Origin of the sequence: Enterobacter sp. Crenshaw (assembly GCF_024734705.1) — a bacterium.
Taxonomy (GTDB): Bacteria; Pseudomonadota; Gammaproteobacteria; order Enterobacterales; family Enterobacteriaceae; genus Enterobacter; species Enterobacter asburiae_B.
This window is the reverse complement of the sequence record NZ_CP102932.1, coordinates 1,821,206-1,846,808: the sequence shown is the minus strand read 5'-3', so window position 1 is coordinate 1,846,808 and position 25,603 is coordinate 1,821,206. Positions and strand designations below refer to the sequence as shown.

The following is a 25,603-nucleotide window of genomic DNA, read 5'->3' as shown; positions in this document are numbered from 1 at the left end:
CAACCCGTGCCAGGGCAAGGATATCGCTATCGTTGCTGTCTTGTTTGTTATCGTTGGGTATTCACAGAAACAGTATCGGCAGCAGAGCGGGCAGGCCTTAGCTGAACGTTAATAAAAATTCTAACGCCATGGCTCTGCAAACATTCTCTGAAGCGACTACAGGAGGATACCGCGCTGGCGGCGGCAGGCAAGAGGGCAGGAAAGAAAAACCGCCGGTCCTGTCCACAGCGGTTGCGCTTTTGTGGACAGGATCCCGGCGGTCTTAAGAGAGTGAACCGATTATTCGGTTGGTGCTGGCATTTTACCTTCCATCGCCGGACGTTCTGTCAGACGCTTCTCAAAATTCGCATTAAATTGCTTTTTCTGTTCCGGGGTCAGAATGTTGTAGATCTTGTTCTGGGTTTCCATGTGAGCCAGCATGCGGGCTTTGTGCTGCTCGGCCATTTTGTCGATCTGCGCTTCGGCTTTCGCCTTATCGAAGCTATCGCTGGCGATGATGTCATGCATCGCACGGCGCTCTTCAAGCGGAGGACGTTTCATCTGGTCGCGTTCGCCTTTTCTGATGTCGCGGATCTGCTGCTTCTGCGCATCCGTCAGGTTGAGATCCTTAAACATCATCATCTCGTTGTGCATACCCGGACCTTTATGATGCATCATCATTTTGCCTTCAGCAGGCGCGGTAGGTGCAGTGGTCGCAGTATCTGCGGCGAACGCCATGCTGGTAGCGCCCAGAGCCAGGGTAGAAGCAACAAACAGTGCAGTAAACTTACGCATAATTTATTTCCTTTCTTTCAGTTATTCTTCGGCGCTATGCCGTGTTGACGAGATTAACTTTACGGGGTTTATCGTCAATTAGTCAGAGCAACGGTAAAACAATGAAAGTGTAAAAAACAAATTTTCGCCAAATGTGGAGGAAATAAGGATAAAGCGTGGAGAGTTGCAACAAAAAATATTTAACAGGATGATTTTAAAGAAATTAAGCAGAAGTATAGCGAAGAGAAGATCAATAATAAAGCAATTCACCAGGAATATTCTGCAAAACAAGCACAAGCGCTTTAATCGTTAAGAAAAGTTTTTTACTTCCCCCTCCCGGATGATGAGAGGGGAAAGGTTCAGGATATTTTTTCCAGCATCAGCCCGGCCCGCAGGCCAAACGCGACGGTGGGGTTAGGGAATAAGACATACTCGGTGGTGTTCTGCACCTCGTAACGTTCCTCGCCATCCTCAGCCAGCAGCGCCCCTTTGCGGAACGGCGTGAAGTTCAGGGTGTGTGCGGCCATATGGAGCTGGAAGGCATCGCTGCGGCGCGTGATCTGCTGTACGACCCGATACCGCTCAACGGGCTGACGCGCGTGCTCGGGAGCCGTTCCTCCCAGCAGCGCCCGAAGGGCGAGATGCGTAGGCGCAAAGCGGGTCAGATCGTTCTGGCCGAACGGCAGCGCTTTTCCCAGCTCCAGCGTGCAGGCCAGCGCAGCGAAACGTTCACAGGTGAAATGGGTAAAGGTTCCGCCCGGCGACTGATGAAATACCAGCGCCTCCAGCCCGGCGTCACCCAGCCAGCTCAGGAACGCTTCATCCCACGGCTGACTGCGCTGCGGCAGAACGCCGAAGCGAACGTGGTAAGACGCGCGGATTGCCGTATGCAGATCCAGATGCCAGCGCCCCGGCCCCGCGACGGCAAAAAACGCGGTCACGACGTTCTCCAGCCACTCAGCCCGCGCCGTTTCATCGCTCTGCGGAAACTGCGACCAGCGGCCGCCAAACATGCGGTTAATGTCGCTCACCAGATACCGTTTGTTTTGCGCCAGCGCAGGAGGATTGCCGAGCACCACCAGCACGCGGCACTTTAGTTCGATCTCATTGCGATACAGCGCACGCAGCAGCAGATCAACAATCTCGACGGGCGCGGTTTCATTCCCGTGGATACCCGTTGAAAGCAGCAGCGAGAGATCGCTTTTTACGGTCGGCGTCAGTTCAAGCACCCCGCGCCCCAGCCACCGCCAGCGAAATGAGGGGCCGTCCCCCTCTTTCTGTTCCGGCGTCTCGTCGGCCAGGGTCAGCGCCAGTAAATTTTCCATATCCACTCCTTTAGCGCTGGAACGGGTAAACCGATCCCAGCTGCAGGATTGTCGATAACGCGTCCAGCGCCTCGCGTCCTTCACGCAGAAGCTGCGGGTCAACCAGATCCGCCTGCGTCAGACGATCGCGATAGTAGCGATCGACCCAGTCATTCAGCCGCGTAAAGAGCGTATCGTTCATCATGACCGCCGGGTTCACCGCCTGCACTTCGTCCTGGGTCAGGACCACGCGCAGACGTAAACAGGCTGGACCACCGCCGTTGGCCATGCTTTCGCGCAGGTCAAACACGCGCAGTTCGTCAATCGGGTTATCGGCCTTGACCAGCTCCGTCAGGTAGCGCCACACGCCTTTGTGATCCCGGGACTCCTGCGGCAGGACCAGCATCATGCTGCCATCGTCACGGCTCAGCAGCTGGCTATTGAACAGATAGGTTTCTACCGCGTCCTGCACGCTCACCGCCTCCGTTGGCACCTGGATTGGCGTGAAGCCGCGCACGCGCTCATGCAGCGTGGCGAGCAGCTTATCCTGATGGGCAAACGCCTGCTCGTGGCAGAACAGCACCTGGCGGTTAGAAACAGCAATCACGTCGTTATGGAACACGCCCTGGTCAATCACATGCGGGTTTTGCTGGGCAAAAACCACCTGGGAAGGATTGACCTGGTTCAGGCGGGCTACCGCCTGGCTGGCCGCCAGCGTCTGACGAGCAGGATAACGGGTTGGCGCGGCGTGGCCCCCCTCTTCTCGCCCGTAGATAAACAGCTGCAGGCCCGGGTCGCCATAGTCGCCCCCCAGGCGGTTATGGTTGGCCGCGCCTTCGTCGCCAAACATCGCCACCTGCGGCAGGGCCTGATGCACCTCAAAATGGGCGTCATGGTTGAAAATGGCGCGCAGCACGCGCTCGGTGGTTTCCGCTTCGGTGGCGCGGTGGAATTTATTGTTCAGGTTCGCCACCGTCAGATGAACTTTGCCATCCAGCGTATCGGCTGACGGCGCGACGGTCGCGGCGTTTGCCACCCACATAGAGGAGGCGGAGCTTGCCGCCGAGAGCAGGTGCGGCGTCTGCGTACCCGCTTTTTCGACGACCTGCTCATCGGTACCGCTAAAGCCGAGCTGACGAAGGACCGCCACGTTCGGGCGTTCCTGCGGCGGGATCACCGCCTGTGGGAAACCGGCATCCGCCAGCGCCTTCATTTTTAGCAGCCCCTGCTTCGCCGCCAGCTTCGGGTTGGAGACCTGAAAACGGTGCTTCGTCGAGGCTTCATTACCAAAAGAGAGACCGGCATAGTGGTGCGTCAGCCCCACCAGCCCGTCAAAGTTAACCTCACGCGCTTTCATGACGATCCCCTCCGGTAAAATCCAGCCCCGGATTAAGCGTCTCCGGCAGCGTCAGCGCCGGGGTTTCCAGGCTCGCCATCGGCCACGCGCAGTAATCGGCGGCATACCACGCGCTGGCGCGATGGTTGCCCGACGCGCCCACGCCGCCGAACGGCGCGGTGCTCGCGGCCCCGGTCAGCGGTTTATTCCAGTTCACAATCCCGGCGCGCGCTTCCAGCAGCAGTTGGTCAAACTTCTCGCGATGCGGCGAAATCAGCCCGCTCGACAGGCCGTAGCGGGTGTTATTCGCCATCGCAATAGCCGCATCGAAATCGTCGTAACGCCAGACGCAGAGCAGCGGGCCAAAGACCTCTTCGTCCGGCACGCTGCTTGCGCCGCTCATCTCTACGATGCCCGGCATCAGCAGCGAGCTACCCGGCTGAACCTGCTTCGGCTCCAGCAGGGTTTTCGCGCCGCGCGCGACGTGGTCCTGCCAGGCCTTCAGCACGTTCAGCGCGGCCTGTTCGGAAATCAGCCCGCCGATAAACGGCTGCGGGTCAGCATCCCACGCGGCAGGCACCAGACGCGCGCTCACTTCTACCAGACGCTTCAGGAAGGCATCCCCCTGCGCGCCCCGCTTGACCAGCAGGCGGCGGGCACAGGTGCAGCGCTGTCCGGCGGTAATAAAGGCGGACTGAATCGTCAGGTGCACCGCTGCATCGATATCGTCAGGGTCTTCCACAATCAGCGGGTTGTTGCCGCCCATCTCCAGCGCCAGGATTTTCTCCGGCTGCCCTGCCAGCTGGCGGTGCAGCTGATAGCCCGTACCGGCGCTGCCGGTAAACAGCAGGCCGTCGATATCGCTCAGCGCGCTCAGCGCCTGACCGGTTTCCCGCCCGCCCTGCACCAGGTTCAGCACGCCCGGCGGCAGGCCGGCCTGTTCCCACAGCTTAACCACCGCCTCGCCGGTGAATGGCGTGAGCTCGCTCGGTTTGAAAATGACGGTATTGCCCGCCAGCAGCGCAGGCACAATATGGCCATTCGGCAGATGCCCCGGGAAGTTATACGGGCCAAACACCGCCAGGACGCCGTGGGGACGGTGGCGCAGCGTGGCCGCGCCGTCCGGCATGTCGGTGTGCTGTTCGCCGGTGCGGGTGTGGTACGCCTTCACCGAAATGGCGATTTTGTTGATCATCGCCGTCACTTCGGTTGTCGCTTCCCAGCGCGGCTTGCTGGTTTCAGACGCGATGATGCGCGTCAGTTCGGCCTTGTTTGCCTCCAGCAGCCCGGCAAACTTTTCAACAATTTCCTGGCGCACGGCGAAAGGCTGTTTTGCCCACGCCGGAAACGCGCGGCGCGCGGCACGGCAGGCTTGTTCCACCTGCGCGGCGCTGGCGTCATTCCCCTTCCAGAGCACCTCTTTTCCAACCGGATTGGTCTTTACGCGCTCTTCGCCTTCGCCCGTGACCCAGTCACCGTTAATCCATAATGTCATGCTGTTTTCTCCTCAGGGCAGAGACGCACCAGGCGAACCGTATCGCCGGCGTTACATTTCAGGGCATCCAGTTCTGCAGCCGTCAGCACCAGACGTTCACATTTCGGGTTGGTACGCACCAGCATGGCGCGGAAGTTGGCGTAATTTTCGTTCGACACCAGACAGGTGGGCCAGTCACCCGGCGCGGGCTGACCTTCAGAGACTTCAACCAGACGGCTTTTACGGATCGCGCGCACGCGGTCGATATCGCACTCAAGCGTTGGGCCGCCGTCAAAGATGTCGACATAGTTCCGGTAGCGGAACCCTTCTTTTTCCAGCACCGCGCGGGCAGGCGCGGTTTGCGGATGGACTTCGCCAATCACCGCCTGCGCCTCCGGGCTGAGGAAATGGGTATAGATAGGATGCTTCGGCATCAGTTCGGCAATAAAGGCTTTCTGGCCGGTGCCGCAGAGATAGTCCGCCCGGCTGAACTCCATCGAGAAGAAGCGCTCGCCCAGGCTCTCCCAGAACGGCGAGTAGCCGGTGTCGTCGATCACGCCGCGCATCTCTGCGACCACTTTTTCGTTAAAGCGATCGCGGAAGGCGGCCATAAACATAAAGCGCGATTTGGAGAGCAGATAGCCGTTGCCCTCTTTGCGCCACGCCGGGTCGAGGAACAGCGTGCACAGCTCGCTGGCGCCCGTGTGGTCATTACAGAGGAACAGCGTGGGCAGCGCGTTATAGACGTTCAGCTCTTTCGAGGCGTGAACCATGGTGCCGACGCGGTAGTTGTACCACGGGTCGTTAAGCCCGACGGCCACTTCGATGGCGCAGATCCCGGCCACGGTCCCCGTGTCGGTGTCTTCCAGCACGAACACATACCCCTGTTCGCTTTTTGGCAACGTCCCCTGCCAGGTTTGCAGGGCGCGCTCAATGCGCGCCGACAGCGTTTTTTCATCGGCAGGAAGCGAGGTCAGCCCGCCTCCCGTCTTACCGGCAAGCTGCATGAGCCCGGCGAGATCGCCGCGCTCAACGGGACGGATGACCATCATGATGACACCCCGGATTTCACTTTTTCACACGCCAGCGCAAAACGGTCCAGACCGGTTTGCACCTCTTCCTCGCTGACGATCAGCGCCGGCGCAAAACGCACCACGTTGGCACCGGCAATCAGCACCATCACGCCCACTTTTGCCGCTTCCTGTGAAATAAGTTTAGCTTTTCCGGCAAACTCGGCGGTGAGCTCGCAGCCGATTAACAGCCCCAGACCGCGAATTTCTTTAAACAGCCCCGTTTTGCCGTTGATGGCGTTCAGACGTTCAACAAACCAGTCGTGACGCTGCTTAACGCCTTTCAGCACCTCAGGCGTGTTAATGATGTCCAGAACCTGCCCGGCGACGGCGGTTGCCAGCGGGTTGCCGCCGTAGGTGGTGCCATGGGTACCTACGGTCATAACGCTGGCGAATTTATCGGTGGTCAGCGTCGCGCCAATCGGGAAGCCGCCGCCCAGCGCTTTGGCGGTCGACAGCACGTCCGGCGTTACGCCATAGTGCATATAGGCATACAGCTCGCCGGTGCGGCCCACGCCGGTCTGCACTTCGTCGAAAATCAGGACCGCGTTGTGACGATCGCACAGCTCGCGCAGCCCCTGCAGGAAGGCTTTTTGCGCCGGAAGCACGCCGCCCTCGCCCTGCATCGGCTCGACGATCACCGCGCAGGTGGTGTCGTTAATCAGCTCGCTGGCGGACTGCAGATCGTTATAAACACCGTGACGGATATCCGGCGGCAGCGGTGCGAAATCCTGCGAGTAGGAAGGCTGGCCGCCCGCGCTGACGGTAAAGAGCGTGCGCCCGTGGAAGGCATTTTTAAACGCCACGATGCCGCTCTTGTGGCTACCAAATTTATCGTGCGCATATTTGCGCGCCAGCTTCAGCGCCGCTTCGTTGGCTTCCGCCCCCGAGTTACAGAAAAAGACCTTTTCGGCAAACGTCGCGTCGATCAGTTTTTTGGCCAGGCGCAGCGCGGGCTCGTTAGTAAAGCCGTTGCCGGTATGCCAGAACTTCGCCGCCTGGTCATTTAGCGCCTGACGCAGCGCAGGGTGCGCATGACCCAGCGCGTTGACCGCAATCCCACCTGCAAAGTCGATATACTCTTTACCCTGCTGATCCCACAGGCGCGAGCCTTCCCCACGAACCGGAATAAAAGCCGCCGGAGCGTAAACCGGCATCATCCATTCATCGAAATTTTCACGCGTAATTGACAGAGACATAGCGACCTCATCCGGTAAATAAAAAGTTATTTGAATGTTAAATAATTGGGTGTTTGCACTGTGAATGTAGATTGCAGCCTTCGTGCCAGCCAGCGATAAAATTGCATAAACGGGTTGAGGTAACAGAATATCAACAAGTTACAATATGGAGTTATTCACTGTTAGTGCATAAAAAGTGAATATTTTTACGGCAAGCGGCGCTTTGCCGCATGAAAATCAGAAAGAGTATGCAAGGGCCAAATATAATTCTGGAATTGTGATCGCTCGCGAAATTTATCGGTCATTTACGCCCTGTTTGAGGGCGATGCGCGTCAGAATGGTGCAAATATTGCACCACCGGCATTATCTGTCGCAGTTATTGGCCGAACCCGGTAACAGTTGACGCAAATTCTGCTACCATCCATGCACTATTCACCTTGCACTGGCAGCGACTATGAAATTTGTCTCTTTTAATATCAACGGCCTGCGCGCCCGCCCCCATCAGCTTGAAGCCATTGTTGAGCAACATCAGCCAGATGTGATCGGCCTGCAGGAGACCAAGGTTCACGACGACATGTTCCCCCTCGAAGAGGTGGCGAAGCTCGGCTACAACGTCTTCTATCATGGGCAGAAAGGCCATTACGGCGTTGCGCTGTTGACCAAAGAGACGCCAGTTTCAGTCCGCCGTGGGTTTCCCGGCGATGACGAAGAAGCACAGCGCCGCATCATCATGGCGGAACTGCCTTCCCCGCTGGGGAACATCACCGTGATTAATGGTTACTTTCCCCAGGGCGAGAGCCGCGACCATCCGACAAAATTCCCTGCTAAGGCCAAGTTTTATCAGGATCTGCAGAACTACCTGACAACCGAACTCAACAAAGACAATCCGGTGCTGATCATGGGTGATGTGAATATCAGCCCGACCGATCTGGATATTGGCATCGGTGAAGACAGCCGCAAACGCTGGCTGCGTACCGGCAAATGCTCCTTCCTGCCGGAAGAGCGCGAGTGGATGCAACGCCTGCTGGACTGGGGGCTGGTGGATACTTTCCGTACCGCCAACCCGGACACGCAGGATCGCTTCTCGTGGTTTGACTACCGCTCAAAAGGCTTTGACGACAACCGCGGCCTGCGTATCGACCTGCTGCTCGCCAGTTCGCCGCTGGCAGAGCGCTGCATCGAAACCGGGATCGACTACGAGATCCGCAGCATGGAAAAACCGTCTGACCACGCGCCGGTGTGGGCTAAATTCAAGCTGTAATGACGCGTGAACATTCGAAAACTCGCTTTCCTGTGCGCCCTTCTGGGCGCATTTATTCTGACGTTTGTCATGCTTCCCCCAGGCACGCTCTCCCTGGAAGGAATTAAAACTCACCAGCAGGCACTCCTCTCCCATGTTGACCACGCGCCGCTGCGAAGCGCGCTGATCTTTATTGCGCTCTACGTGGCGATCTCCGCCCTGTCGATCCCCGGCGCGGCGATCCTCACCCTGCTGGGCGGAGCGTTATTTCCCCTGTGGGAAGGCACCCTTCTGGTCTCGTTTGCCTCCACGCTCGGGGCGACGCTTGCGATGCTCGCCAGCCGTTATCTGCTGCGCGAATGGGTCCAGCGTCGGTTTGCTCAGCAGATGAAAACGGTGAACGCCGGTATGGCGCATGACGGCGCGGGCTATCTTTTTGCCCTGCGCCTGATGCCGCTGTTCCCGTTTTTCCTGGTGAATTTGCTGATGGGGCTGACCCGCATTGGAGTCTGCCGCTACTGGTGGGTCAGCCAGGTCGCGATGCTGCCCGCGACGGTTGTCTTTCTGAACGCCGGGCGCGAGCTGGGGAAAGTGGCGTCGCTGCGCGATATTTTGTCGCCGGGCATGCTAATCGCCTTTACACTACTGGGGTTATTGCCGCTGGCGACGCGCCGGCTGTTTTCCCGTTATCTCCCGTCTGTTAAAAAGTGAGGCATTATGCGCCGTGTGCGTTTTTGCGCGTTCCTGACCGGTCTGCTGCTGGCAGCCCCCCTCTGTGCCGCCGAAAGCTGGCACGCTATTCAACAGCAGGCCAAAGGCCAGACCGTCTGGTTTAACGCCTGGGGCGGCGATCCGGCGGTCAACCGCTACCTTGAGTGGGTCAGCGGTGAGATGCAAACGCACTACGCCATTACCCTAAAAATCGTCCCGCTGGCGGATGCCGCCGATGCGGTAAAACGGATCCAGACGGAAGCCGCCGCAGGGCGTAAGACCAACGGCTCGGTTGACCTGCTGTGGGTCAACGGCGAAAACTTCCGCACGTTAAAAGAGGCGAACCTGCTGCAAACCGGATGGGCGCAGACGTTGCCAGACTGGCGCTATGTCGATACCCGCAAACCCGTTACGGAAGATTTTGCGATTCCAACCGACGGGGCGGAATCCCCGTGGGGCGGCGCGCAGCTGACCTTTATCGCCCGCAAAGCCAGCATGCCGACGCCGCCTGCGGATCCCCAGGCGCTGCTGGCGTACGCGCAGCAGCATCCGGGCAAAGTCAGCTACCCTCGCCCGCCCGATTTTACCGGCACGGCCTTTCTGGAGCAGCTGCTGCTGACGTTCATCGATCGCCCTGAGGCGTTACAAAAAGCGCCCGATGCAACGTTTGCTGAGGTTACGGCGCCGCTCTGGGCCTACCTCGATAAGCTGCACCCGCTGCTGTGGCGCGAAGGAAAAGATTTCCCTCCCTCACCTGCCCGAATGGATGCCCTGCTTGCCAGCGGCAGTCTGAACCTGTCGCTGACCTTTAACCCGTCCCATGCGCAGCAGAAAGTGGCGAGCGGCGAACTGCCCGCCGACAGCTACAGCTTTGGTTTTGAGAGCGGGATGCTCGGCAACGTCCATTTTGTGGCTATCCCGGCCAATGCCAGCGCGAGCGCGGGTGCTAAGGTGGTCGCTAATTTCCTGCTGTCAGCGCAGGCGCAAATCCGCAAGGCCGACCCGGCCATCTGGGGAGACCCGAGCGTACTGGATGCGAAAACGCTGCCCGAAGGTGACGCGAAACAGCTGCTGGCCCATACGCCTCAGGGGCTGCCGCAGGTGCTTGCAGAGCCGCAGTCCGCCTGGGTGAACGCGCTGGAGCAGGAATGGCTGCGTCGTTACGGCACCCGCTGAGCGGGCTTGTCTGGCTGGCGATGGCGGTGATTTATCTGCCGATCCTGCCCGCTGGCGTGATGCTGTTCGCACCGGCGCTTTCTGCGACAAACTGGCAGCGGCTGCTGAACGATCCGCAGCTGCCGCAGGCGACCGTCGCCACGCTGGTCTCAACGCTCATCGCCACGCTGGGGGCGTTGCTGATTGCCCTTTTCTTCGTCTGCCTTTTGTGGCCCGGTCAACGCTGGCGACGCCTCACGACCCGCCTGCCGTGGCTACTGGCGATCCCCCATGTGGCTTTCGCCACCAGCGCGTTGCTGCTGTTTGCCGAGGGCGGTCTGTTTTATCAGCTCTGTACCATCTGTACGGCTCCGTTTGACCGCTACGGCGTCGGGCTGGGCCTGACGCTCGCGGTCAAAGAGAGCGCGTTCGTACTGTGGGCCATTTACGCCGTGCTGCCGGAAAAACGGCTCGCGCAGCAGAAGATCGTCCTGCAAACCTTTGGCTACGGGCGTTATCAGACGCTCAGCTGGCTGATCCTCCCGGCGATCGCGCCTGTCCTCGGCGCGGTGATGCTGGCGGTGCTGGCATGGTCGCTCTCGGTCGTGGACGTGGCGATCGTTCTCGGGCCCGGCAACCCGCCCACCCTGGCCGTGCTGGCCTGGCAGTGGCTAAGCCAGGGCGACGCGCAGCAGCAGGCAAAAGGAATGCTGCTGTGCCTGCTTCTCCTTGTGCTGTTGGCCGCGCTGGCCGCCCTCGGATACGGCCTCTGGAAGGCATGGCGTCGCACAATTCCGCAACTCGCGGGAACGCGCGGAAGGTCTCAGCGCGCCCTGCCTGAGCGGGCATTCAGCGGGTTACTACCCGCGTGCGGCGTCCTGTGCGCTGCGGTACTGCTGATGCTGGCGGAAGGGGGAGACGCGGGCCCCGTGGAGACCAGCCTTTCCTTCGGCCTGCTGTCGAGCCTGATCGCCCTCATCGTCATTTTTCTCTGGCTGGAATGGGGACCGCAGCGCGGCGCAGCGTGGGTGTGGTCACCGCTCGCCCTTCCGGCGCTGCCGCTCGTCACCGGGCAATACTTTATTGCATTGCGTCTGGGGCTCGACGGGCACTTTGCCGCCGTACTCTGGAGCCATCTGCTGTGGGTGTTACCCTGGATGCTGCTGGTTCTGCAGCCCGCCTGGCGGCGGATCGATCCCCGGCTTATCCTTACCGCCAGAACGCTCGGCTGGCGACGGGCAAAAATATTCTTACTGCTGAAATGCCCCCTGCTGGTGCGCCCGGCGCTGCTGGCCTTTGCCATTGGTTTTTCCGTCAGCATGGCGCAATACATGCCGACGCTCTGGCTTGGCGCGGGGCGTTTCGCCACGCTGACCACTGAAACCGTCGCGCTCAGCAGCGGGGGCAGCATCCCTGTTCTCGCTAACCGGGCGCTGGGATTACTGCTGGTCACGGGCACGGTGTTCGGTCTTGCCGCCCTGTTATCCCGGCTCGCGGGCCGCTACCGTCAAGGATTACGTTAATGCTGAAGGTAAAAGATCTCACCATCGAACCGCTTTTCCGCGAGGTCAATTTTTGCGTTCCTCGCGGGGAGATCGTGACCCTGATGGGGCCGTCCGGCAGCGGCAAATCGACCCTTTTTGCGTGGATGGTCGGCGCGCTGTCAGACGATTTCCAGGCGCGGGGCGAACTGTGGCTCGACGCGCGTCGCTGCGACGGCCTTCCCGTTGAATCACGCGGGCTGGGCATTCTCTTTCAGGACGCGCTGCTGTTTGAACCGTTCAGCGTCGGGCAAAATTTGCTGCTGGCCTTGCCTGAGCACATCGTCGGACGCGCGCGTCGGGAAGCGGTCGAGCAGGCGCTGGATTCCGCCGGGCTGAGCGGTCATTACGCCAGCGATCCGGCCACCCTTTCCGGCGGGGAGCGTGCCCGGGTCAGCCTGCTGCGCGCCCTGCTCGCAGAGCCGCAGGCGCTGCTGCTGGACGAACCGTTCAGTCGTCTCGATAAAACGCTGCGCACAACGTTTCGGACATGGGTTTTTGACGCCCTCCGCGCGCGCAATATCCCGGTGGTGCTGGTCACGCACGATGAGGACGATATTCCGCCCGGCGGCGAGCTGATTGAGATTTCTCGCTGGCAATAATGTGCTAACGCAATGTTTTCCGTTTCGGGAGAGACGACAATGCCCCCCTCTTTTACTGACGTCAGGTTATTCGATGAAACGTGTTTCTCAACTGACCGCGCTGGCCCTGCTCTGCGGCCTCGCGTCCTTTTCCTCTATGGCGGCTGATATGCCCAACGCGATGACGCTCTCCCAGCTTCAGGCGCAGCACGGCACGCCTGTCGACACCCGTCCCAGCGCGTTTTACAACGGCTGGCCGCAGACCCTCAGCGGCCCCTCCGGGCATGAACCCGCCGCACTCAACCTTGCTGCCGCCTGGCTGGGCGCAATGAGCGACGAGCAGATTGCGAGCTGGGCAAAACAGCATCAGCTTACGCCTGCAACCGCCATCGCCCTGTACGGCGACGAGAACGATAACCTGGCGGTGAAGTCCCGCCTGGAGAAAGCCGGATACCGCCAGGTCTCGCTGCTCAGCGACGCGCTGCAGACGCCCGACCGCCTTCAGCGCCTGCCTCACTTTGAACAGCTGGTTTACCCGCAGTGGATCCACCGCCTCCAGCAGGGTAAACCCGTGACCGCCGCGCCGGCGGGTGACTGGAAAGTGATTGAAGCCGCCTGGGGCGCACCGAAGTTTTACCTGCTGAACCACATTCCCGGCGCGGGCTACATCGACACCAACGAGGTGGAAAGCGAGCCGCTGTGGAATAAAGTCTCCGACGACAAGCTGAAAGCGATGCTGGCGAAGCACGGTATCCGTCACGACACCACCGTTATTTTGTATGGCCGTGACGTTTACGCCGCCGCGCGCGTGGCGCAGATAATGCTGTATGCAGGCGTGAAGGATGTGCGCATTCTCGACGGCGGCTGGAAGGCGTGGTCGGATGCAGGCCTCCCGGTTGAACGCGGCACGCCCGGCAAAGTGACGCCAGCACCCGATTTCGGCGCGCCGATCCCCGGCCAGCCGCAGCTGATGGTTGATATGGAACAGGCGCGCGGGATGCTGCACCGTCAGGATGCCTCCCTGGTCAGCATTCGTTCGTGGCCGGAGTTCATCGGCGAAACCAGCGGCTACAGCTACATCAAGCCAAAAGGTGAAATAGCCGGTGCCCGCTGGGGTCATGCGGGCAGCGACGCGACCCATATGGAAGATTTCCATAACCCGGATGGCACCATGCGCAGCGCGGACGATATCGCCGCCCAGTGGAAGCGCTGGAATATTCTGCCGGAACAGCACGTCGCGTTTTACTGCGGCACCGGGTGGCGCGCGTCAGAAACCTTTATGTACGCCCGGGCGATGGGCTGGAAGAATGTCGCCGTCTATGACGGCGGCTGGTACGAATGGAGCAGTCACCCGCAGAACCCGGTCACCACCGGAGAGCGCGGGCCAGAGAGCGCTCTCTAACGGGTGAGTGACTTCAGCGTTACATAGCCGCTCCAGACGCGCGTTGTGGTGGTCAGCCAGCACAGCGCGCCGAATACCCACGCGAACAGCGTAAAGTGCGCCGGGAAGAGGCAGCACAGCACGAACAGCGCGATGGTCTCCGTCCCTTCCGTTAACCCACCGATGTAATAAAACGACTTGTGCGCATAGCCGGGGTTGTCGATGTCGTGCTTTGCGGCCAGCGCCGCAAACGCCAGAAAGCTGCTGCCGGTACCGATAAAGGCAAACAGCAGCCAGGCGGCCGCGAGCGCATTCTCTGCCGGAGCCGCGAGCGCAAAGCCAAACGGCACCAGGGCGTAGAACAGAAAATCGAGCGCGATGTCGAGAAATCCGCCCGCGTCGGTCAGCCCTCTCCGGCGCGCCAGCGCGCCGTCCAGACCATCCAGCAGGCGGTTAAGCATGATGGCGGCCAGCGCCGCCGGATACCAGCCGAGGGCCAGAAACGGCAGCGCCAGCACGCCGAAGACAAACCCGGTCAGGGTCAATCCGTCGGGCGTGATGCCCGGCTTATCCAGCACGGAAACCAGACGATTCAGAACGGGCTTTACCCGCGGATGAAGATGACGGTCAAGCATGAGGAGTCTCGTTAAACGTGGCGCACAGCCCCTGCGCCGGAATATCCAGCGCGGCATTAAAGCGGGCGGAGAGATTCTGAAACGCAATCAGCGCCGTCATCTCGGTGATGGCATCATCCGTGAAGTGGCGTTTCAGCGCCGTTCTGACTGACTCATCCGCCCGGGGCGGCGTGGCGGTCATCGCCTCGGCGTAGGCCAGGGCCGCGCGCTCTTGCTCGGTAAACAAGGCGGAATCCTGCCAGTCGCTCACGGCCTGAACCTTATCCAGCGCGCCGCAGCGCTCGGCCAGCCGCAGGCTGTTGGCATCAATACAGAAAGCGCAGTGACAGAGCTGGGATACCCGCGTCATGAGCAGCGAACGCAGCGCGGGCGTCAGGCGCGCGTGACGACGCTCCAGAAAGCCGACAAACAGCGCCACCAGCCATAACAGACGCGGCATTCGCCCCCACCAGCGGGTGGGATTCAGCACCGCGCCAAAGTGCTTTTTCTGCATGGCGGCAATCGGTTTAAGGCTGGCGGGAAGGGATTCGAGGGGGGCAACCCAGGCGGTGGACTCTTTCACCTGATTCTCCTGTTTACTGGACTCTGAGAAAGGGCACGATAATATGTCTTTTTTCGCTATCAATTATTGACGACCATGCTGAAAACACTCGATGTCGTTGCCGCCATCATCGAAAAAGACGGCAACATTTTACTGGCGCAGCGCCCTGTCCACGCCGACCAGCCGGGAATGTGGGAATTTGCAGGCGGTAAAGTCGAGGCCGGAGAAACCCAGCCAGAAGCGCTTATCCGCGAGCTGCGTGAAGAGTTGGGCATTGACGCCCTGCCGGGGCAATACGTGGCAAGCCACCAGCGGGAAGTCTCCCAGCGGTTGATTAACCTGCATGCCTGGCACGTTCCTGCTTTTCGCGGCGAGCTCACGGCGCACTACCACAGCGCGCTCGCGTGGTGTACGCCGGAAGAGGCGTTTGGCTACGCCTTAGCCCCGGCGGATATTCCGCTGCTGGAAGCCTTTATTGTTTTACGCGACGCCAGACCAGCGGGTTCGTGCTGATGGCGCGCTCGTCGCGCTGGCACTGCAGCAGAATGCCGTCCGCTTTCACAACGGCCCCTTCCGAGTAGTTCTGATTCTGATAGATACAGCACTGATTACAGGGCTGCACCGTTTGATTCTGGCCGCTGGAGCTAAACACTTCCGGCGGTACATTCACTTCCACGTCCGGGAGAATGGGGTTGGCCTGCACGCCTGCAGTAAAGATCAGACATAACGCGGTGAGTAGATAACGTTTCATAGACACATCTTCCAGTAGTTCCTTGATAATGACTATAACGGTAAACCAGAGCCGAACCTTTAATTTATCTCTTCATCGCTTTTAGTTATGACGCCCGCCCTCTCATTAATTTCCCTTTCGTCATAAATTTCTGCTTGCCTCACAAAGCGGTACGGGTGGTATAGTCAAAAAAACAACACAAATCGCATAAGTAATAAACATAAAATACGATAAGAGGTTCTTATATCTATGGATCAGACACGCTCTCTGGAAAGTTTCCTTGCCCATGTTCAGCAGCGCGACCCGCACCAAAGCGAGTTCGCGCAGGCCGTGCGTGAAGTTATGACCACCCTGTGGCCCTTCCTTGAACAAAACCCGCGTTATCGCCAGATGTCTCTGCTTGAACGCCTGGTCGAGCCAGAGCGCGTGATCCAGTTCCGCGTGACGTGGGTTGACGATCGCAACCAGGTACAGGTTAACCGCGCGTGGCGCGTTCAGTTTAACTCGGCGATTGGCCCGTTTAAGGGCGGCATGCGTTTTCATCCGTCCGTGAACCTGTCGATTCTGAAATTCCTCGGCTTCGAGCAGACCTTTAAAAACGCCCTCACCACGCTACCGATGGGCGGCGGGAAAGGCGGCAGCGATTTCGACCCGAAAGGCAAAAGCGAAGGCGAAGTGATGCGCTTCTGCCAGGCGCTGATGACCGAACTCTACCGTCACCTCGGCCCGGATACCGACGTTCCTGCAGGTGATATCGGCGTGGGCGGACGTGAAGTGGGCTTTATGGCCGGGATGATGAAAAAGCTCTCCAACAACAGCGCCTGCGTGTTTACCGGCAAGGGTCTGTCGTTTGGCGGCAGCCTGATCCGCCCGGAAGCGACAGGATACGGCCTGGTTTACTTCACCGAGGCGATGCTCAAGCGTCACGGTTTAGGCTTTGAAGGCATGCGCGTCGCGGTGTCCGGCTCCGGTAACGTGGCGCAGTATGCGATTGAGAAAGCGATGCAGTTTGGCGCTCGCGTGGTGACCGCCTCTGACTCCAGCGGCACGGTGGTGGATGAAGCAGGCTTCACGGCAGAGAAGCTGGCGCGCCTGTGTGAAATCAAAGCCAGCCGCGACGGTCGCGTGGCGGATTATGCCCGGGAGCTTGGCCTGACCTATCTGGAAGGGAAACAGCCGTGGGGCGTTCCGGTGGATATCGCCCTGCCGTGCGCCACGCAGAACGAGCTGGATGCAGACGCCGCGCGTACCCTGATTAGCAACGGCGTAAAAGCGGTGGCCGAAGGGGCGAATATGCCGACCACCATCGACGCGACGGATCTATTCCTGGAAGCGGGCGTGCTGTTTGCGCCGGGCAAGGCCGCTAACGCGGGCGGCGTGGCGACCTCCGGCCTCGAGATGGCGCAAAACGCCGCGCGTCTCGGCTGGAAGGCGGAGAAAGTGGATGCGCGCCTGCACCACATCATGCTGGATATTCACCATGCCTGCGTGGAGTACGGCGGCGAGGCGTCGCAAACCAACTACGTGCGCGGGGCGAATATCGCCGGGTTCGTGAAGGTGGCGGATGCGATGATTGGTCAGGGTGTGATTTAAGGTTTATCGCGTGCGGCCGGATGCCCTCACCCCGGCCCTCTCCCACAGGGAGAGGGAGAAAACCGGGCGTATCAGGCCGCAGAGCTGCTTTTCGCCGGGTAGCGGCTGCGCCTTACCCGACCTACGGTTTAAGAGGCTGCCGCGCTCTTTTTCTTCTTGAACGGTTTCTTCGCGCCGCTACCGGGCGCAACCATCCCTCTGAACGTTTTCACCGGCGTGCTGCGCGCCTGATCGATTAGCTGATAAAGCGTCCCGACCAGCGGCTGCATAAAGTCCTGATAGCGGCACTGCTTCTCGCTGATCTGCGTCAGCACCGATTCCCAGTGCGCGGTCATGTCCGGCCTCGCGGCCAGCTCCGGCAGAGAATGAATCAGCGCCCGGCCCGGTTCCGTTGAGTGGATGTAGCGTCCCTTTTTCTCCAGGAAGCCGCGCTTAAAGAGCAGCTCGATGATCCCCGCTCGCGTCGCTTCCGTCCCCAGACCGTCGGTGGCGCGCAGGATCTTCTTCAGATCTTTATCCTGAACGAACCGGGCGATCCCGGTCATCGCCGACAGCAGCGTCGCATCGGTGAAATGGCGCGGCGGCTGGGTCTGACGTTCAACCACTTCGCCCTTCTCGCACAGCAGTTCGTCATCTTTAGCGACCACCGGCAGCGGCGTGCCGTCGTTCTCTTCGTCGCGCTCTTTATTCCCCAGCAGCGTGCGCCAGCCCGCTTCCGCAAGGAAACGCGCTTTAGCGATAAACTTGCCTTTGGCAATCTCAAGCTCAATCACGCACTTACGGAATACCGCGTCCGGGCAGAACTGCATCAGGTACTGACGGGCGATCAGGTTATAGACCTTCGCTTCGTTCTCGGTCAGGTTGACGTTGCTGGCGCGCGCCGTCGGGATAATCGCGTGGTGGGCATCGACTTTTTTGTCGTCCCAGCAGCGGTTATGGGTGTCCGGATTCACCGCCGGCTGCGGGAGCAGATCCGGCGCGTGGACGCTGATGGCGTTCATCACCGAATGGCGTCCGGCAAAGTGCTCTTCCGGCAGATAGCGGCTGTCCGAACGCGGATAGGTGATGAGCTTATGGGTTTCGTAGAGCTTCTGGCAGATGTCCAGCACGTTCTGCGCGCTGAGGCCAAACTTTTTGGCCGCCTCAATCTGAAGTGCAGAAAGCGAGAACGGCAGCGGCGCGGGTTCTGATTCCCGTTTATCGTTATAGCTGGTGACGATAGCCGGCTGGCCGGTAATGCGGTTAACCACATGATCCGCCAGAGGACGATGGAGCAGACGCCCCTCTTCATCCTGATACGATTCACAGGCATCGCTAGGCTGCCAGACGGCGGTAAAGCGTTCGTCCTTAGGCGTGACGATATGCGCTTTCACCTCAAAGAAATCTTTGGCGACGAAGTTCTCAATCTCTTCGTCACGACGCACGACCAGCCCCAGCACCGGCGTCTGCACGCGCCCCACGGAAAGCACGCCTTGATAGCCCGCGTTGCGCCCAAGAATGGTGTAGGCGCGGGTCATGTTGATGCCGTACAGCCAGTCGGCACGCGCACGCGCCAGCGCGGAAACGCACAGCGGAATAAACTCGCTGTTGGCGCGCAGGCGCGAAATCGCCCGCTCGACGGCCTGCGGGTTGAGGTCGTTAATCAGGCAGCGCTGCACCTGCTGGCGCTTTTCCGGCGCCAGCTCCAGGTAGTCCAGCACCTCATCCACCAGCAGCTGTCCTTCCCTGTCCGGGTCACCCGCGTGCACGATTTCAGCGGCGTCATGCAGGAAGCGCTTAATCACGTTGAGCTGTTTGGTGACCGAAGGTCGGGGCTGCAGGCGCCATTTTTCCGGCACGATGGGCAGATCGTTTAAATTCCAGCGGGCGTAGCGGCTGTCGTAGACATCCGGCTGCGCCTGCTCAAGCAGGTGACCAATACACCAGGTGACCACCTGCCCGTTACCGCATTCGATAAAGCCGTCGCCTTTGCGATGCGGTTTAGGCAGCACATCGGCAATGGCACGGGCCAGGCTCGGCTTTTCGGCAATAAACAACCGCATCGAATTAACGGATCTCAATCATCGGTCGGCCACCGCGCGCGGTCACCAGCTCGCCGATCGCCGTCAGGGTGATGCCAAACTCGGCGGCAGTGGCCTGAACCTCGGCTTCAGATTCCGGCGTCACCGCCAGCAGCAGGCCGCCGGAGGTTTGCGGATCGCACAGCAGGTTGCGCCACTCCTCGGGCATTTCGCCCATCAGGTGACCGTAGCTGGCGAAGTTGCGCTGGGTACCGCCCGGGACCGCGCCCTGAGCAATATACTCCTCCACGCCCGGCAGCTTCGGCACGTCCTGATACCAGACCTGTGCCTGCACGCCCGCGCCCTGACACACTTCAGAGAGGTGCCCCAGCAGACCAAAACCGGTGACGTCGGTCATCGCCTTCACGCCGTCGATATTGGCAAACGCCGCACCGGCGAGGTTCATCTGGCACATGACTTCGGTTGCCAGGCCTTTGTGCTCCGGTTTCAGCAGGGATTTTTTCTCGGCTGTGGTCAGCACGCCAATGCCCAGCGGCTTGGTGAGGAACAGTTTGCAGCCCGCCTGCGCGGTGCTGTTGCGCTTCACGCGTGCGGTCGGCACTACGCCGGTAACGGCCAGGCCAAAGATAGGCTCCGGCGCATCAATAGAGTGACCACCGGCCAGCGCAATCCCCGCCTGCTGGCAGGCAAAACGTCCGCCATCAATCACCTCGCGGGCCACTTCCGGCGGGATGGTGTTGATCGGCCAGCCCAGAATGGCAATCGCCATGATCGGCTTACCGCCCATCGCGAAGATATCGCTGATGGCGTTGGTGGCCGCAATGCGCCCGAAGTCGAACGGGTTGTCGACAATCGGCATAAAGAAGTCGGTAGTACTGATAATGCTGGTGCCGTTACCTAAGTCATAAACTGCAGCATCGTCACGCGTTTCATTGCCGACAAGCAGGTTCGGGTCGACAAACTTCGCCTGTTCACTGTGCAGGATGGTCTCCAGCACTTTCGGGGAAATTTTACAACCGCAACCGGCTCCGTGGCTGTACTGCGTTAAACGAATGGTTTGCTCGCTCATGGACGTCTCCTGTCATCTCAATCGCGCTATGGTAGCGCTCATTCCATAAAGAGGTAAGTATGACTGTCTGAATTCTGCGGCAGATGCTCAGAATCCAGACAGTTTAGGTGCGTTATCAGAAATGGCTGACGAAAAGCGTGGTGTCCGGAATGCTGATGGTGCTGGAGGCTTTAAGCTGCGGGGTGCCGAGATAGAGGAAACCGACAATTTTGTCATGCTCACCGCAGCCAAAAACGTCACGGACCGCCGGGCTTTCGGTCAGCGCACCGGTACGCCAGATACCGTTAAAGCCCTGCGCGACGGCGGCCATTTGCATCGCCATGACCGCACAGCCTGCGGACATTTCCTGTTCCCAGACCGGCACCTTATGGTCAGCCTGGCATTTCGCCACGACGGCGATAATCATCGGGGCGCGGAACGGGGCATTGCGCGCCTTGTCGATACCTTTCTCATCCTGCCCGGCGGCAACCGCGCCCTGCTCCAGCAGCTGGCTGAAACGATCGCGGCCTTCGCCTTCAATCACAAAGAAGTGCCACGGCTGCAGCGTGCCGTGATCGGGGGCACGCATGCCGGCACGCAGAATGTTCTCCAGCTGCTCGCCTGCCGGGGCAGGTTCGGCCAGACGGGAAGCGCTACGGCGGTTAACAAGCAGTTCGAGTGCGTCCATTGGTTAACTCCTTTCTTGAAATTTACTCACAAAATTAACACGACGGCAGATTTTGTTACAGCCTGGCAGGCGATTCCTGCTGACAAGTGGCGGTTGGGTCATTACGATAACCCAACATTACCGTCCAGTGGCGACGGAAACAGTCATTTTCTGGTTAGGGAGAATACATGCGAACCCTTTGGCGAATCATTGCCGGTTTCTTTAAATGGACGTGGCGACTGCTCAACTTCGTCCGCAACCTGGTGATGAACATCTTCTTCATCCTGCTGGTTCTGGTTTGCGCGGGCATCTGGATGCATATCAGCAACGCGAATCAGGCGCAGCATTCGACTCGCGGGGCCCTGTTACTCGATATCACCGGCGTTATCGTTGATAAACCGTCCGCCAGCAACCGTCTGGGGGCAATCAGCCGCCAGCTGTTTGGCGCGACATCAGACCGTCTGCAGGAAAACTCCCTGTTCGATATCGTCGATACCATCCGCCAGGCCAAAGACGACCGTAACATCACCGGGATCGTGCTGGATCTGAAAGATTTCGCCGGAGGCGATCAGCCTTCAATGCAGTACATCGGTAAAGCGCTGCGCGAATTCCGCGACAGCGGCAAGCCGGTGATTGCCGTGGGCGACAGCTACAGCCAGGGGCAATATTATCTGGCGAGCTTCGCCAATAAAATCTGGCTCTCCCCGCAGGGGACGGTGGATCTGCACGGTTTTGCCACCAACGGCCTGTACTACAAATCCCTGCTCGACAAACTGAAGGTCACCACCCACGTATTCCGCGTCGGCACGTATAAATCAGCCGTCGAGCCGTTTATCCGCGACGACATGTCTCCGGCCGCCCGTGAAGCGGACAGCCGCTGGATTGGCGAGCTGTGGCAGAACTATCTGGGCACCGTTGCCGCTAACCGCCAGATTACGCCTGAGCAGGCGTTCCCCGGCGCGCAGGGCGTGCTGGATGGCCTGCGTAAGGTTGACGGTGATACCGCGAAATATGCGCTGGATAACAAACTGGTTGATGCCCTGGGCACCAGCGCCGAGATTGAAAAATCCCTGAGCAAGCAGTTTGGCTGGAGCAAAGAGGACAAAAATTACAGCGCCATCAGCATGTATGATTACTCGGCGAAAAAGCCGGATGACAGCGGTGACAGCGTCGCGGTGGTGTTTGCCAACGGCGCCATCATGGACGGCCAGGAGACGCCGGGGAACGTGGGCGGCGATACTACCGCGTCACAAATCCGCGATGCTCGTCTGGATCCGAAAGTTAAAGCGATTGTCCTGCGGGTGAACAGCCCTGGCGGCAGCGTCAGCGCCTCCGAGGTGATCCGCGCTGAACTTGCCGCGGCGCGTGCCGCCGGCAAGCCGGTGGTTGTATCAATGGGCGGAATGGCCGCCTCCGGGGGTTACTGGATCTCAACGCCAGCCAACTACATCGTGGCCAACCCAAGCACGCTGACCGGTTCGATTGGCATCTTCGGGGTGATCAACACCGTGGAAAACAGCCTGGATTCTCTGGGCGTGCATACCGATGGCGTGGCCACCTCTCCGCTGGCGGATGTGTCGGTGACCAAATCCCTGCCGCCGGAAGTCTCTGAGATGATGCAGCTCAGCATTGAGAACGGCTATAAGCGCTTTATCACCCTGGTGGCGGACTCGCGTAAAAAGACGCCAGAGCAGATCGACCAGATTGCGCAAGGCCACGTCTGGACCGGCCAGGATGCCAAGAGCAACGGTCTGGTGGACAGCCTGGGCGACTTCGATGACGCGGTGAAGAAAGCCGCCGAGCTGGCGAAGCTCAAGCAGTGGCATATCGAGTATTACCAGGACGAGCCGTCGTTCTTCGATATGGTCATGGACAGCATGTCCGGCTCTGTACGCGCCATGCTGCCGGAGGCGATGCAGGCTTACCTGCCTGCGCCGGTCGCCACGGCGGCGAAAGCGATGAAGGCGGAAAGCGATAAGCTCGCGGCCTTTAACGATCCACAGAGTCGTTACGCGTTTTGCCTGACCTGCGCTAACGTCCGTTAAAAACCGTCCCCTCTTCCCGCGAAGAGGGGATTTTTTTCTTTTGAAGAACAAGAACTCACTACCATGCAGAAGAAATCGATTTATGTAGCCTACACTGGCGGTACCATCGGTATGCAGCGCTCTGAAAACGGCTATATTCCTGTCTCCGGCCACCTTCAGCGTCAGCTTGCGCTGATGCCGGAATTCCACCGTCCGGAAATGCCTGACTTCACCATCCACGAATACGAGCCGCTGATGGACTCCTCCGACATGACGCCGGAAGACTGGCAGCATATCGCGGATGACATTAAAGCCCATTACGACCAGTACGACGGCTTCGTGATCCTGCACGGAACCGACACCATGGCGTTTACCGCCTCGGCGCTCTCCTTCATGCTGGAGAACCTGAGCAAGCCGGTTATCGTCACCGGGTCGCAAATCCCGCTGGCGGAGCTGCGCTCGGACGGGCAGATCAACCTGCTGAACTCCCTCTACGTGGCGGCGAATTACCCGATCAACGAAGTGTCGCTGTTCTTCAATAACCGTCTGTATCGCGGCAACCGTACCACCAAAGCCCATGCTGACGGTTTTGACGCCTTCGCCTCCCCTAACCTGCAGCCGCTGCTGGAGGCCGGGATTCATATCCGTCGTCTGGGCACTCCGCCTGCGCCGAACACCGCCGGCGAGCTGATCGTGCATCCGATCACTCCGCAGCCGATTGGCGTGGTCACTATCTACCCGGGTATTTCTGCCGACGTGGTGCGTAACTTCCTGCGCCAGCCGGTGAAAGCGCTGATTCTGCGCTCCTATGGCGTCGGCAACGCGCCGCAGAACGGCGAATTCCTGAAAGAGCTTCAGGAAGCCAGCGAGCGCGGAATTGTGGTCGTGAACCTGACCCAGTGTATGTCCGGAAAGGTCAACATGGGTGGCTATGCCACCGGCAACGCGCTGGCGCATGCGGGAGTTATCAGCGGCTTCGATATGACCGTTGAGGCAACGCTGACTAAACTTCACTATTTACTGAGTCAGGATCTGGACATTCAGTCCATTCGCAGCGCGATGATGCAAAACCTGCGCGGCGAGCTGACCCCGGACGAATAAGGAGTGCTCATGAAGCAACGCGCCCTGCTACTGGTCGATTTGCAAAATGATTTCTGCGCGGGCGGTGCGCTGGCCGTCGCCGAAGGTGACAGCACCGTTGACGTGGCAAACACGCTGATTGACTGGAGCAAAGCCCGCGGTGAAGCGGTTGTCGCAAGCCAGGACTGGCATCCGGCGAACCACGGCAGCTTTGCCAGCCAGCACGACGTCGAGCCTTTCACTCAGGGGGAACTCGACGGGCTGGCGCAAACCTTCTGGCCGGATCACTGCGTACAGCAGACGGAAGGCGCGGAACTGCATCCGCTTCTGAATCAGAAAGTCATCGACGCGGTGTTCCATAAAGGTGAAAACCCGGCTATCGACAGCTATAGCGCGTTTTTTGATAACGGGCATCGCCAGAAAACGGCGCTGGACGCGTGGTTACGCCACCATGAAATCACGGAGCTGATCGTGCTGGGCCTGGCGACGGATTACTGCGTGAAGTTTACCGTGCTGGACGCGCTCCAGTTGGGGTATACCGTCAGCGTCATCACCGACGGCTGCCGCGGGGTAAACATTCACCCGCAGGACAGCGCTCAGGCGTTTATGGATATGGCTGCGGAAGGCGCAACGCTGTATACGCTCGAAGACTGGCTGGAAACGCAGGCGTAGTCTTTTACGCCCTCTCCCTGTGGGAGAGGGTATCAACCTGCACCGTTATTGCATTTTCATCGTCGCAATCGGCTTCGGCGCGATGCCAAAGTCTTCTTTCAGCTCGCGCTTGCTCTTCATGACCATCTGGCCTTTGGTGTCGATCGTCATGTGCTGCGCGTCGGTGTTATTGCGCGCCTGCCACAGCATCACCAGCTGCAAACTGTTTTCTTTTTGCTCCGGCGTCAGCGCAACGCCGTCGGGCCATTTTCCCAGTTCTACGGCGGTCACCAGACGCTGATAAATCTCCGGCGTCATGCCGCTAATTATGTCATCAATATTCACTCTCGCGCCCTTTCAAAGGAATAATTTGCTGAATCGTTTTTTCAACCCTTAATCTGGTCACCGTTTTCATCATCGGTGAAGCTCATTGAGGCTGAATTTACGCAGAAACGCTCGCCCGTAGGCTGGGGGCCATCCGGGAAGACGTGCCCAAGGTGCGCATCGCAGTTGCCGCAGCGAATTTCCGTACGCACCATACCGTGCGACGAGTCGGTCAGGTAGCGGATGGCCTCATCGCTCACCGGCTCGTAGAAACTCGGCCAGCCGCAGCCAGAATCAAATTTCGTTTGTGAATTAAACAGGGGCGCATCACAGACCAGGCAGTGGTAGACGCCGTCTCGCTTGTTGTGCAGTAAACGCCCGGTGAACGGCGGTTCCGTTCCGTGATTCTGCGTCACGTAAAACTGCATTTCTGTGAGGTTTTTTTTCAAATCGTCAGGGTTACGTTGGTTCGACATATGCTTACATCTCGCTGTAGAAACAGACATCTTTAACCCGGATTCTAACAAAACATTAACACCCTTGCGTGCACTTTTGATCTAAACTT

General features: G+C 59.4%; 25 protein-coding genes. 11 read left to right on the top strand and 14 right to left on the bottom strand.

Features of this window, described 5'->3' with window-relative positions; all coding sequences use genetic code 11:
* Positions 1 to 279 precede the first annotated feature (279 nt).
* The 6 genes from spy to NWV12_RS08790 all read right to left on the bottom strand — a co-directional run bounded on the left by spy (position 280) and on the right by NWV12_RS08790 (position 7,136).
* On the bottom strand, positions 280 to 774 hold the full coding sequence (spy, locus tag NWV12_RS08815) for an ATP-independent periplasmic protein-refolding chaperone Spy (RefSeq protein ID WP_039262058.1): 495 nt from the start codon (positions 772 to 774) through the stop codon (positions 280 to 282).
* 338 nt (positions 775 to 1,112) lie between these two features.
* Complete coding sequence (gene astE, locus NWV12_RS08810; protein WP_048979455.1) at positions 1,113 to 2,078, bottom strand: succinylglutamate desuccinylase; 966 nt, start codon at positions 2,076 to 2,078, stop codon at positions 1,113 to 1,115.
* Positions 2,079 to 2,088: 10 nt separating this feature from the next.
* The gene (gene astB, locus NWV12_RS08805) at positions 2,089 to 3,414 is read right to left on the bottom strand and encodes an N-succinylarginine dihydrolase (protein ID WP_048979454.1); all 1,326 of its coding nucleotides are present in this window, start codon (positions 3,412 to 3,414) and stop codon (positions 2,089 to 2,091) included.
* Positions 3,401 to 4,888: a succinylglutamate-semialdehyde dehydrogenase gene (astD, locus tag NWV12_RS08800; protein WP_048979453.1), complete on the bottom strand. Its 1,488-nt coding sequence runs from the start codon at positions 4,886 to 4,888 to the stop codon at positions 3,401 to 3,403. The genes astB and astD overlap by 14 nt, the downstream gene beginning before the upstream one ends.
* Positions 4,885 to 5,919, bottom strand: a complete 1,035-nt coding sequence (gene astA, locus NWV12_RS08795; protein WP_048979448.1) for an arginine N-succinyltransferase — start codon at positions 5,917 to 5,919, stop codon at positions 4,885 to 4,887. The genes astD and astA overlap by 4 nt, the downstream gene beginning before the upstream one ends.
* Positions 5,916 to 7,136, bottom strand: a complete 1,221-nt coding sequence (locus tag NWV12_RS08790) for an aspartate aminotransferase family protein (RefSeq protein WP_047061612.1) — start codon at positions 7,134 to 7,136, stop codon at positions 5,916 to 5,918. Before NWV12_RS08790 ends, astA begins: the two co-directional genes overlap by 4 nt.
* A 433-nt stretch (positions 7,137 to 7,569) precedes the next feature.
* On the opposite strand from NWV12_RS08790, the gene xthA reads away from it, so the two are divergent.
* The 6 genes from xthA to NWV12_RS08760 all read left to right on the top strand — a co-directional run bounded on the left by xthA (position 7,570) and on the right by NWV12_RS08760 (position 13,745).
* Positions 7,570 to 8,376 carry an exodeoxyribonuclease III gene (gene xthA / locus NWV12_RS08785; protein WP_023311273.1) on the top strand — a complete coding sequence of 269 codons (807 nt, stop codon included), beginning with the start codon at positions 7,570 to 7,572 and terminating at the stop codon, positions 8,374 to 8,376.
* A 6-nt stretch (positions 8,377 to 8,382) separates the two neighbouring features.
* Positions 8,383 to 9,066 carry a TVP38/TMEM64 family protein gene (locus NWV12_RS08780; RefSeq protein WP_048979446.1) on the top strand — a complete coding sequence of 228 codons (684 nt, stop codon included), beginning with the start codon at positions 8,383 to 8,385 and terminating at the stop codon, positions 9,064 to 9,066.
* Positions 9,067 to 9,081: 15 nt separating this feature from the next.
* A complete protein-coding gene (locus NWV12_RS08775; protein WP_375379100.1) occupies positions 9,082 to 10,242 on the top strand; it encodes an ABC transporter substrate-binding protein in 1,161 nt (386 codons plus the stop codon).
* A complete protein-coding gene (locus NWV12_RS08770) occupies positions 10,215 to 11,744 on the top strand; it encodes a thiamine ABC transporter permease (RefSeq protein ID WP_048979444.1) in 1,530 nt (509 codons plus the stop codon). The genes NWV12_RS08775 and NWV12_RS08770 overlap by 28 nt, the downstream gene beginning before the upstream one ends.
* Positions 11,744 to 12,364 carry an ATP-binding cassette domain-containing protein gene (locus NWV12_RS08765; RefSeq protein ID WP_048979442.1) on the top strand — a complete coding sequence of 207 codons (621 nt, stop codon included), beginning with the start codon at positions 11,744 to 11,746 and terminating at the stop codon, positions 12,362 to 12,364. The genes NWV12_RS08770 and NWV12_RS08765 overlap by 1 nt, the downstream gene beginning before the upstream one ends.
* A gap of 73 nt (positions 12,365 to 12,437) precedes the next feature.
* Complete coding sequence (locus tag NWV12_RS08760; protein ID WP_048979440.1) at positions 12,438 to 13,745, top strand: sulfurtransferase; 1,308 nt, start codon at positions 12,438 to 12,440, stop codon at positions 13,743 to 13,745.
* On the opposite strand, the gene NWV12_RS08755 is transcribed toward NWV12_RS08760, so the two are convergent.
* The gene (locus tag NWV12_RS08755; protein ID WP_048979439.1) at positions 13,742 to 14,359 is read right to left on the bottom strand and encodes a CDP-alcohol phosphatidyltransferase family protein; all 618 of its coding nucleotides are present in this window, start codon (positions 14,357 to 14,359) and stop codon (positions 13,742 to 13,744) included. The genes NWV12_RS08760 and NWV12_RS08755 overlap by 4 nt on opposite strands.
* Positions 14,352 to 14,921 (bottom strand): carboxymuconolactone decarboxylase family protein, encoded by a 570-nt coding sequence (locus tag NWV12_RS08750; protein WP_048977363.1) that lies wholly within the window; start codon positions 14,919 to 14,921, stop codon positions 14,352 to 14,354. The genes NWV12_RS08755 and NWV12_RS08750 overlap by 8 nt, the downstream gene beginning before the upstream one ends.
* 75 nt (positions 14,922 to 14,996) lie before the next feature.
* Between NWV12_RS08750 and NWV12_RS08745 the strand changes: the two genes are divergently transcribed.
* The gene (locus NWV12_RS08745; RefSeq protein WP_033145251.1) at positions 14,997 to 15,413 is read left to right on the top strand and encodes a pyrimidine (deoxy)nucleoside triphosphate diphosphatase; all 417 of its coding nucleotides are present in this window, start codon (positions 14,997 to 14,999) and stop codon (positions 15,411 to 15,413) included.
* Here the strand turns inward: NWV12_RS08745 and NWV12_RS08740 are convergent.
* Positions 15,373 to 15,651 (bottom strand): DUF1496 domain-containing protein, encoded by a 279-nt coding sequence (locus NWV12_RS08740; protein WP_029742006.1) that lies wholly within the window; start codon positions 15,649 to 15,651, stop codon positions 15,373 to 15,375. The genes NWV12_RS08745 and NWV12_RS08740 overlap by 41 nt on opposite strands.
* 228 nt (positions 15,652 to 15,879) lie before the next feature.
* Between NWV12_RS08740 and gdhA the strand changes: the two genes are divergently transcribed.
* Positions 15,880 to 17,223, top strand: coding sequence for an NADP-specific glutamate dehydrogenase (gene gdhA / locus NWV12_RS08735; protein ID WP_048979437.1), 1,344 nt, complete (start codon positions 15,880 to 15,882; stop codon positions 17,221 to 17,223).
* A gap of 128 nt (positions 17,224 to 17,351) precedes the next feature.
* On the opposite strand, the gene NWV12_RS08730 is transcribed toward gdhA, so the two are convergent.
* The 3 genes from NWV12_RS08730 to NWV12_RS08720 form a co-directional block, all read right to left on the bottom strand.
* Positions 17,352 to 19,265, bottom strand: coding sequence for a DNA topoisomerase III (locus NWV12_RS08730; protein ID WP_048979435.1), 1,914 nt, complete (start codon positions 19,263 to 19,265; stop codon positions 17,352 to 17,354).
* A 4-nt stretch (positions 19,266 to 19,269) separates the two neighbouring features.
* The gene (gene selD / locus NWV12_RS08725; protein ID WP_048979433.1) at positions 19,270 to 20,313 is read right to left on the bottom strand and encodes a selenide, water dikinase SelD; all 1,044 of its coding nucleotides are present in this window, start codon (positions 20,311 to 20,313) and stop codon (positions 19,270 to 19,272) included.
* 115 nt (positions 20,314 to 20,428) lie between these two features.
* Positions 20,429 to 20,980 (bottom strand): NAD(P)H nitroreductase, encoded by a 552-nt coding sequence (locus NWV12_RS08720; protein WP_048979432.1) that lies wholly within the window; start codon positions 20,978 to 20,980, stop codon positions 20,429 to 20,431.
* A 167-nt stretch (positions 20,981 to 21,147) separates the two neighbouring features.
* Here NWV12_RS08720 and sppA point away from each other — a divergent pair, with 167 nt between their 5' ends.
* The 3 genes from sppA to pncA all read left to right on the top strand — a co-directional run bounded on the left by sppA (position 21,148) and on the right by pncA (position 24,735).
* Positions 21,148 to 23,004, top strand: a complete 1,857-nt coding sequence (gene sppA / locus NWV12_RS08715; protein WP_039262030.1) for a signal peptide peptidase SppA — start codon at positions 21,148 to 21,150, stop codon at positions 23,002 to 23,004.
* Between the two features lie 63 nt (positions 23,005 to 23,067).
* Positions 23,068 to 24,084, top strand: a complete 1,017-nt coding sequence (gene ansA, locus NWV12_RS08710; RefSeq protein WP_008500705.1) for an asparaginase — start codon at positions 23,068 to 23,070, stop codon at positions 24,082 to 24,084.
* 9 nt (positions 24,085 to 24,093) lie between these two features.
* The gene (gene pncA / locus NWV12_RS08705) at positions 24,094 to 24,735 is read left to right on the top strand and encodes a bifunctional nicotinamidase/pyrazinamidase (protein ID WP_048979430.1); all 642 of its coding nucleotides are present in this window, start codon (positions 24,094 to 24,096) and stop codon (positions 24,733 to 24,735) included.
* 45 nt (positions 24,736 to 24,780) lie between these two features.
* On the opposite strand, the gene NWV12_RS08700 is transcribed toward pncA, so the two are convergent.
* Positions 24,781 to 25,059: a YeaC family protein gene (locus tag NWV12_RS08700; protein WP_048979428.1), complete on the bottom strand. Its 279-nt coding sequence runs from the start codon at positions 25,057 to 25,059 to the stop codon at positions 24,781 to 24,783.
* A gap of 41 nt (positions 25,060 to 25,100) precedes the next feature.
* The gene (msrB, locus tag NWV12_RS08695; RefSeq protein WP_008500710.1) at positions 25,101 to 25,514 is read right to left on the bottom strand and encodes a peptide-methionine (R)-S-oxide reductase MsrB; all 414 of its coding nucleotides are present in this window, start codon (positions 25,512 to 25,514) and stop codon (positions 25,101 to 25,103) included.
* Positions 25,515 to 25,603: the final 89 nt, after the last annotated feature.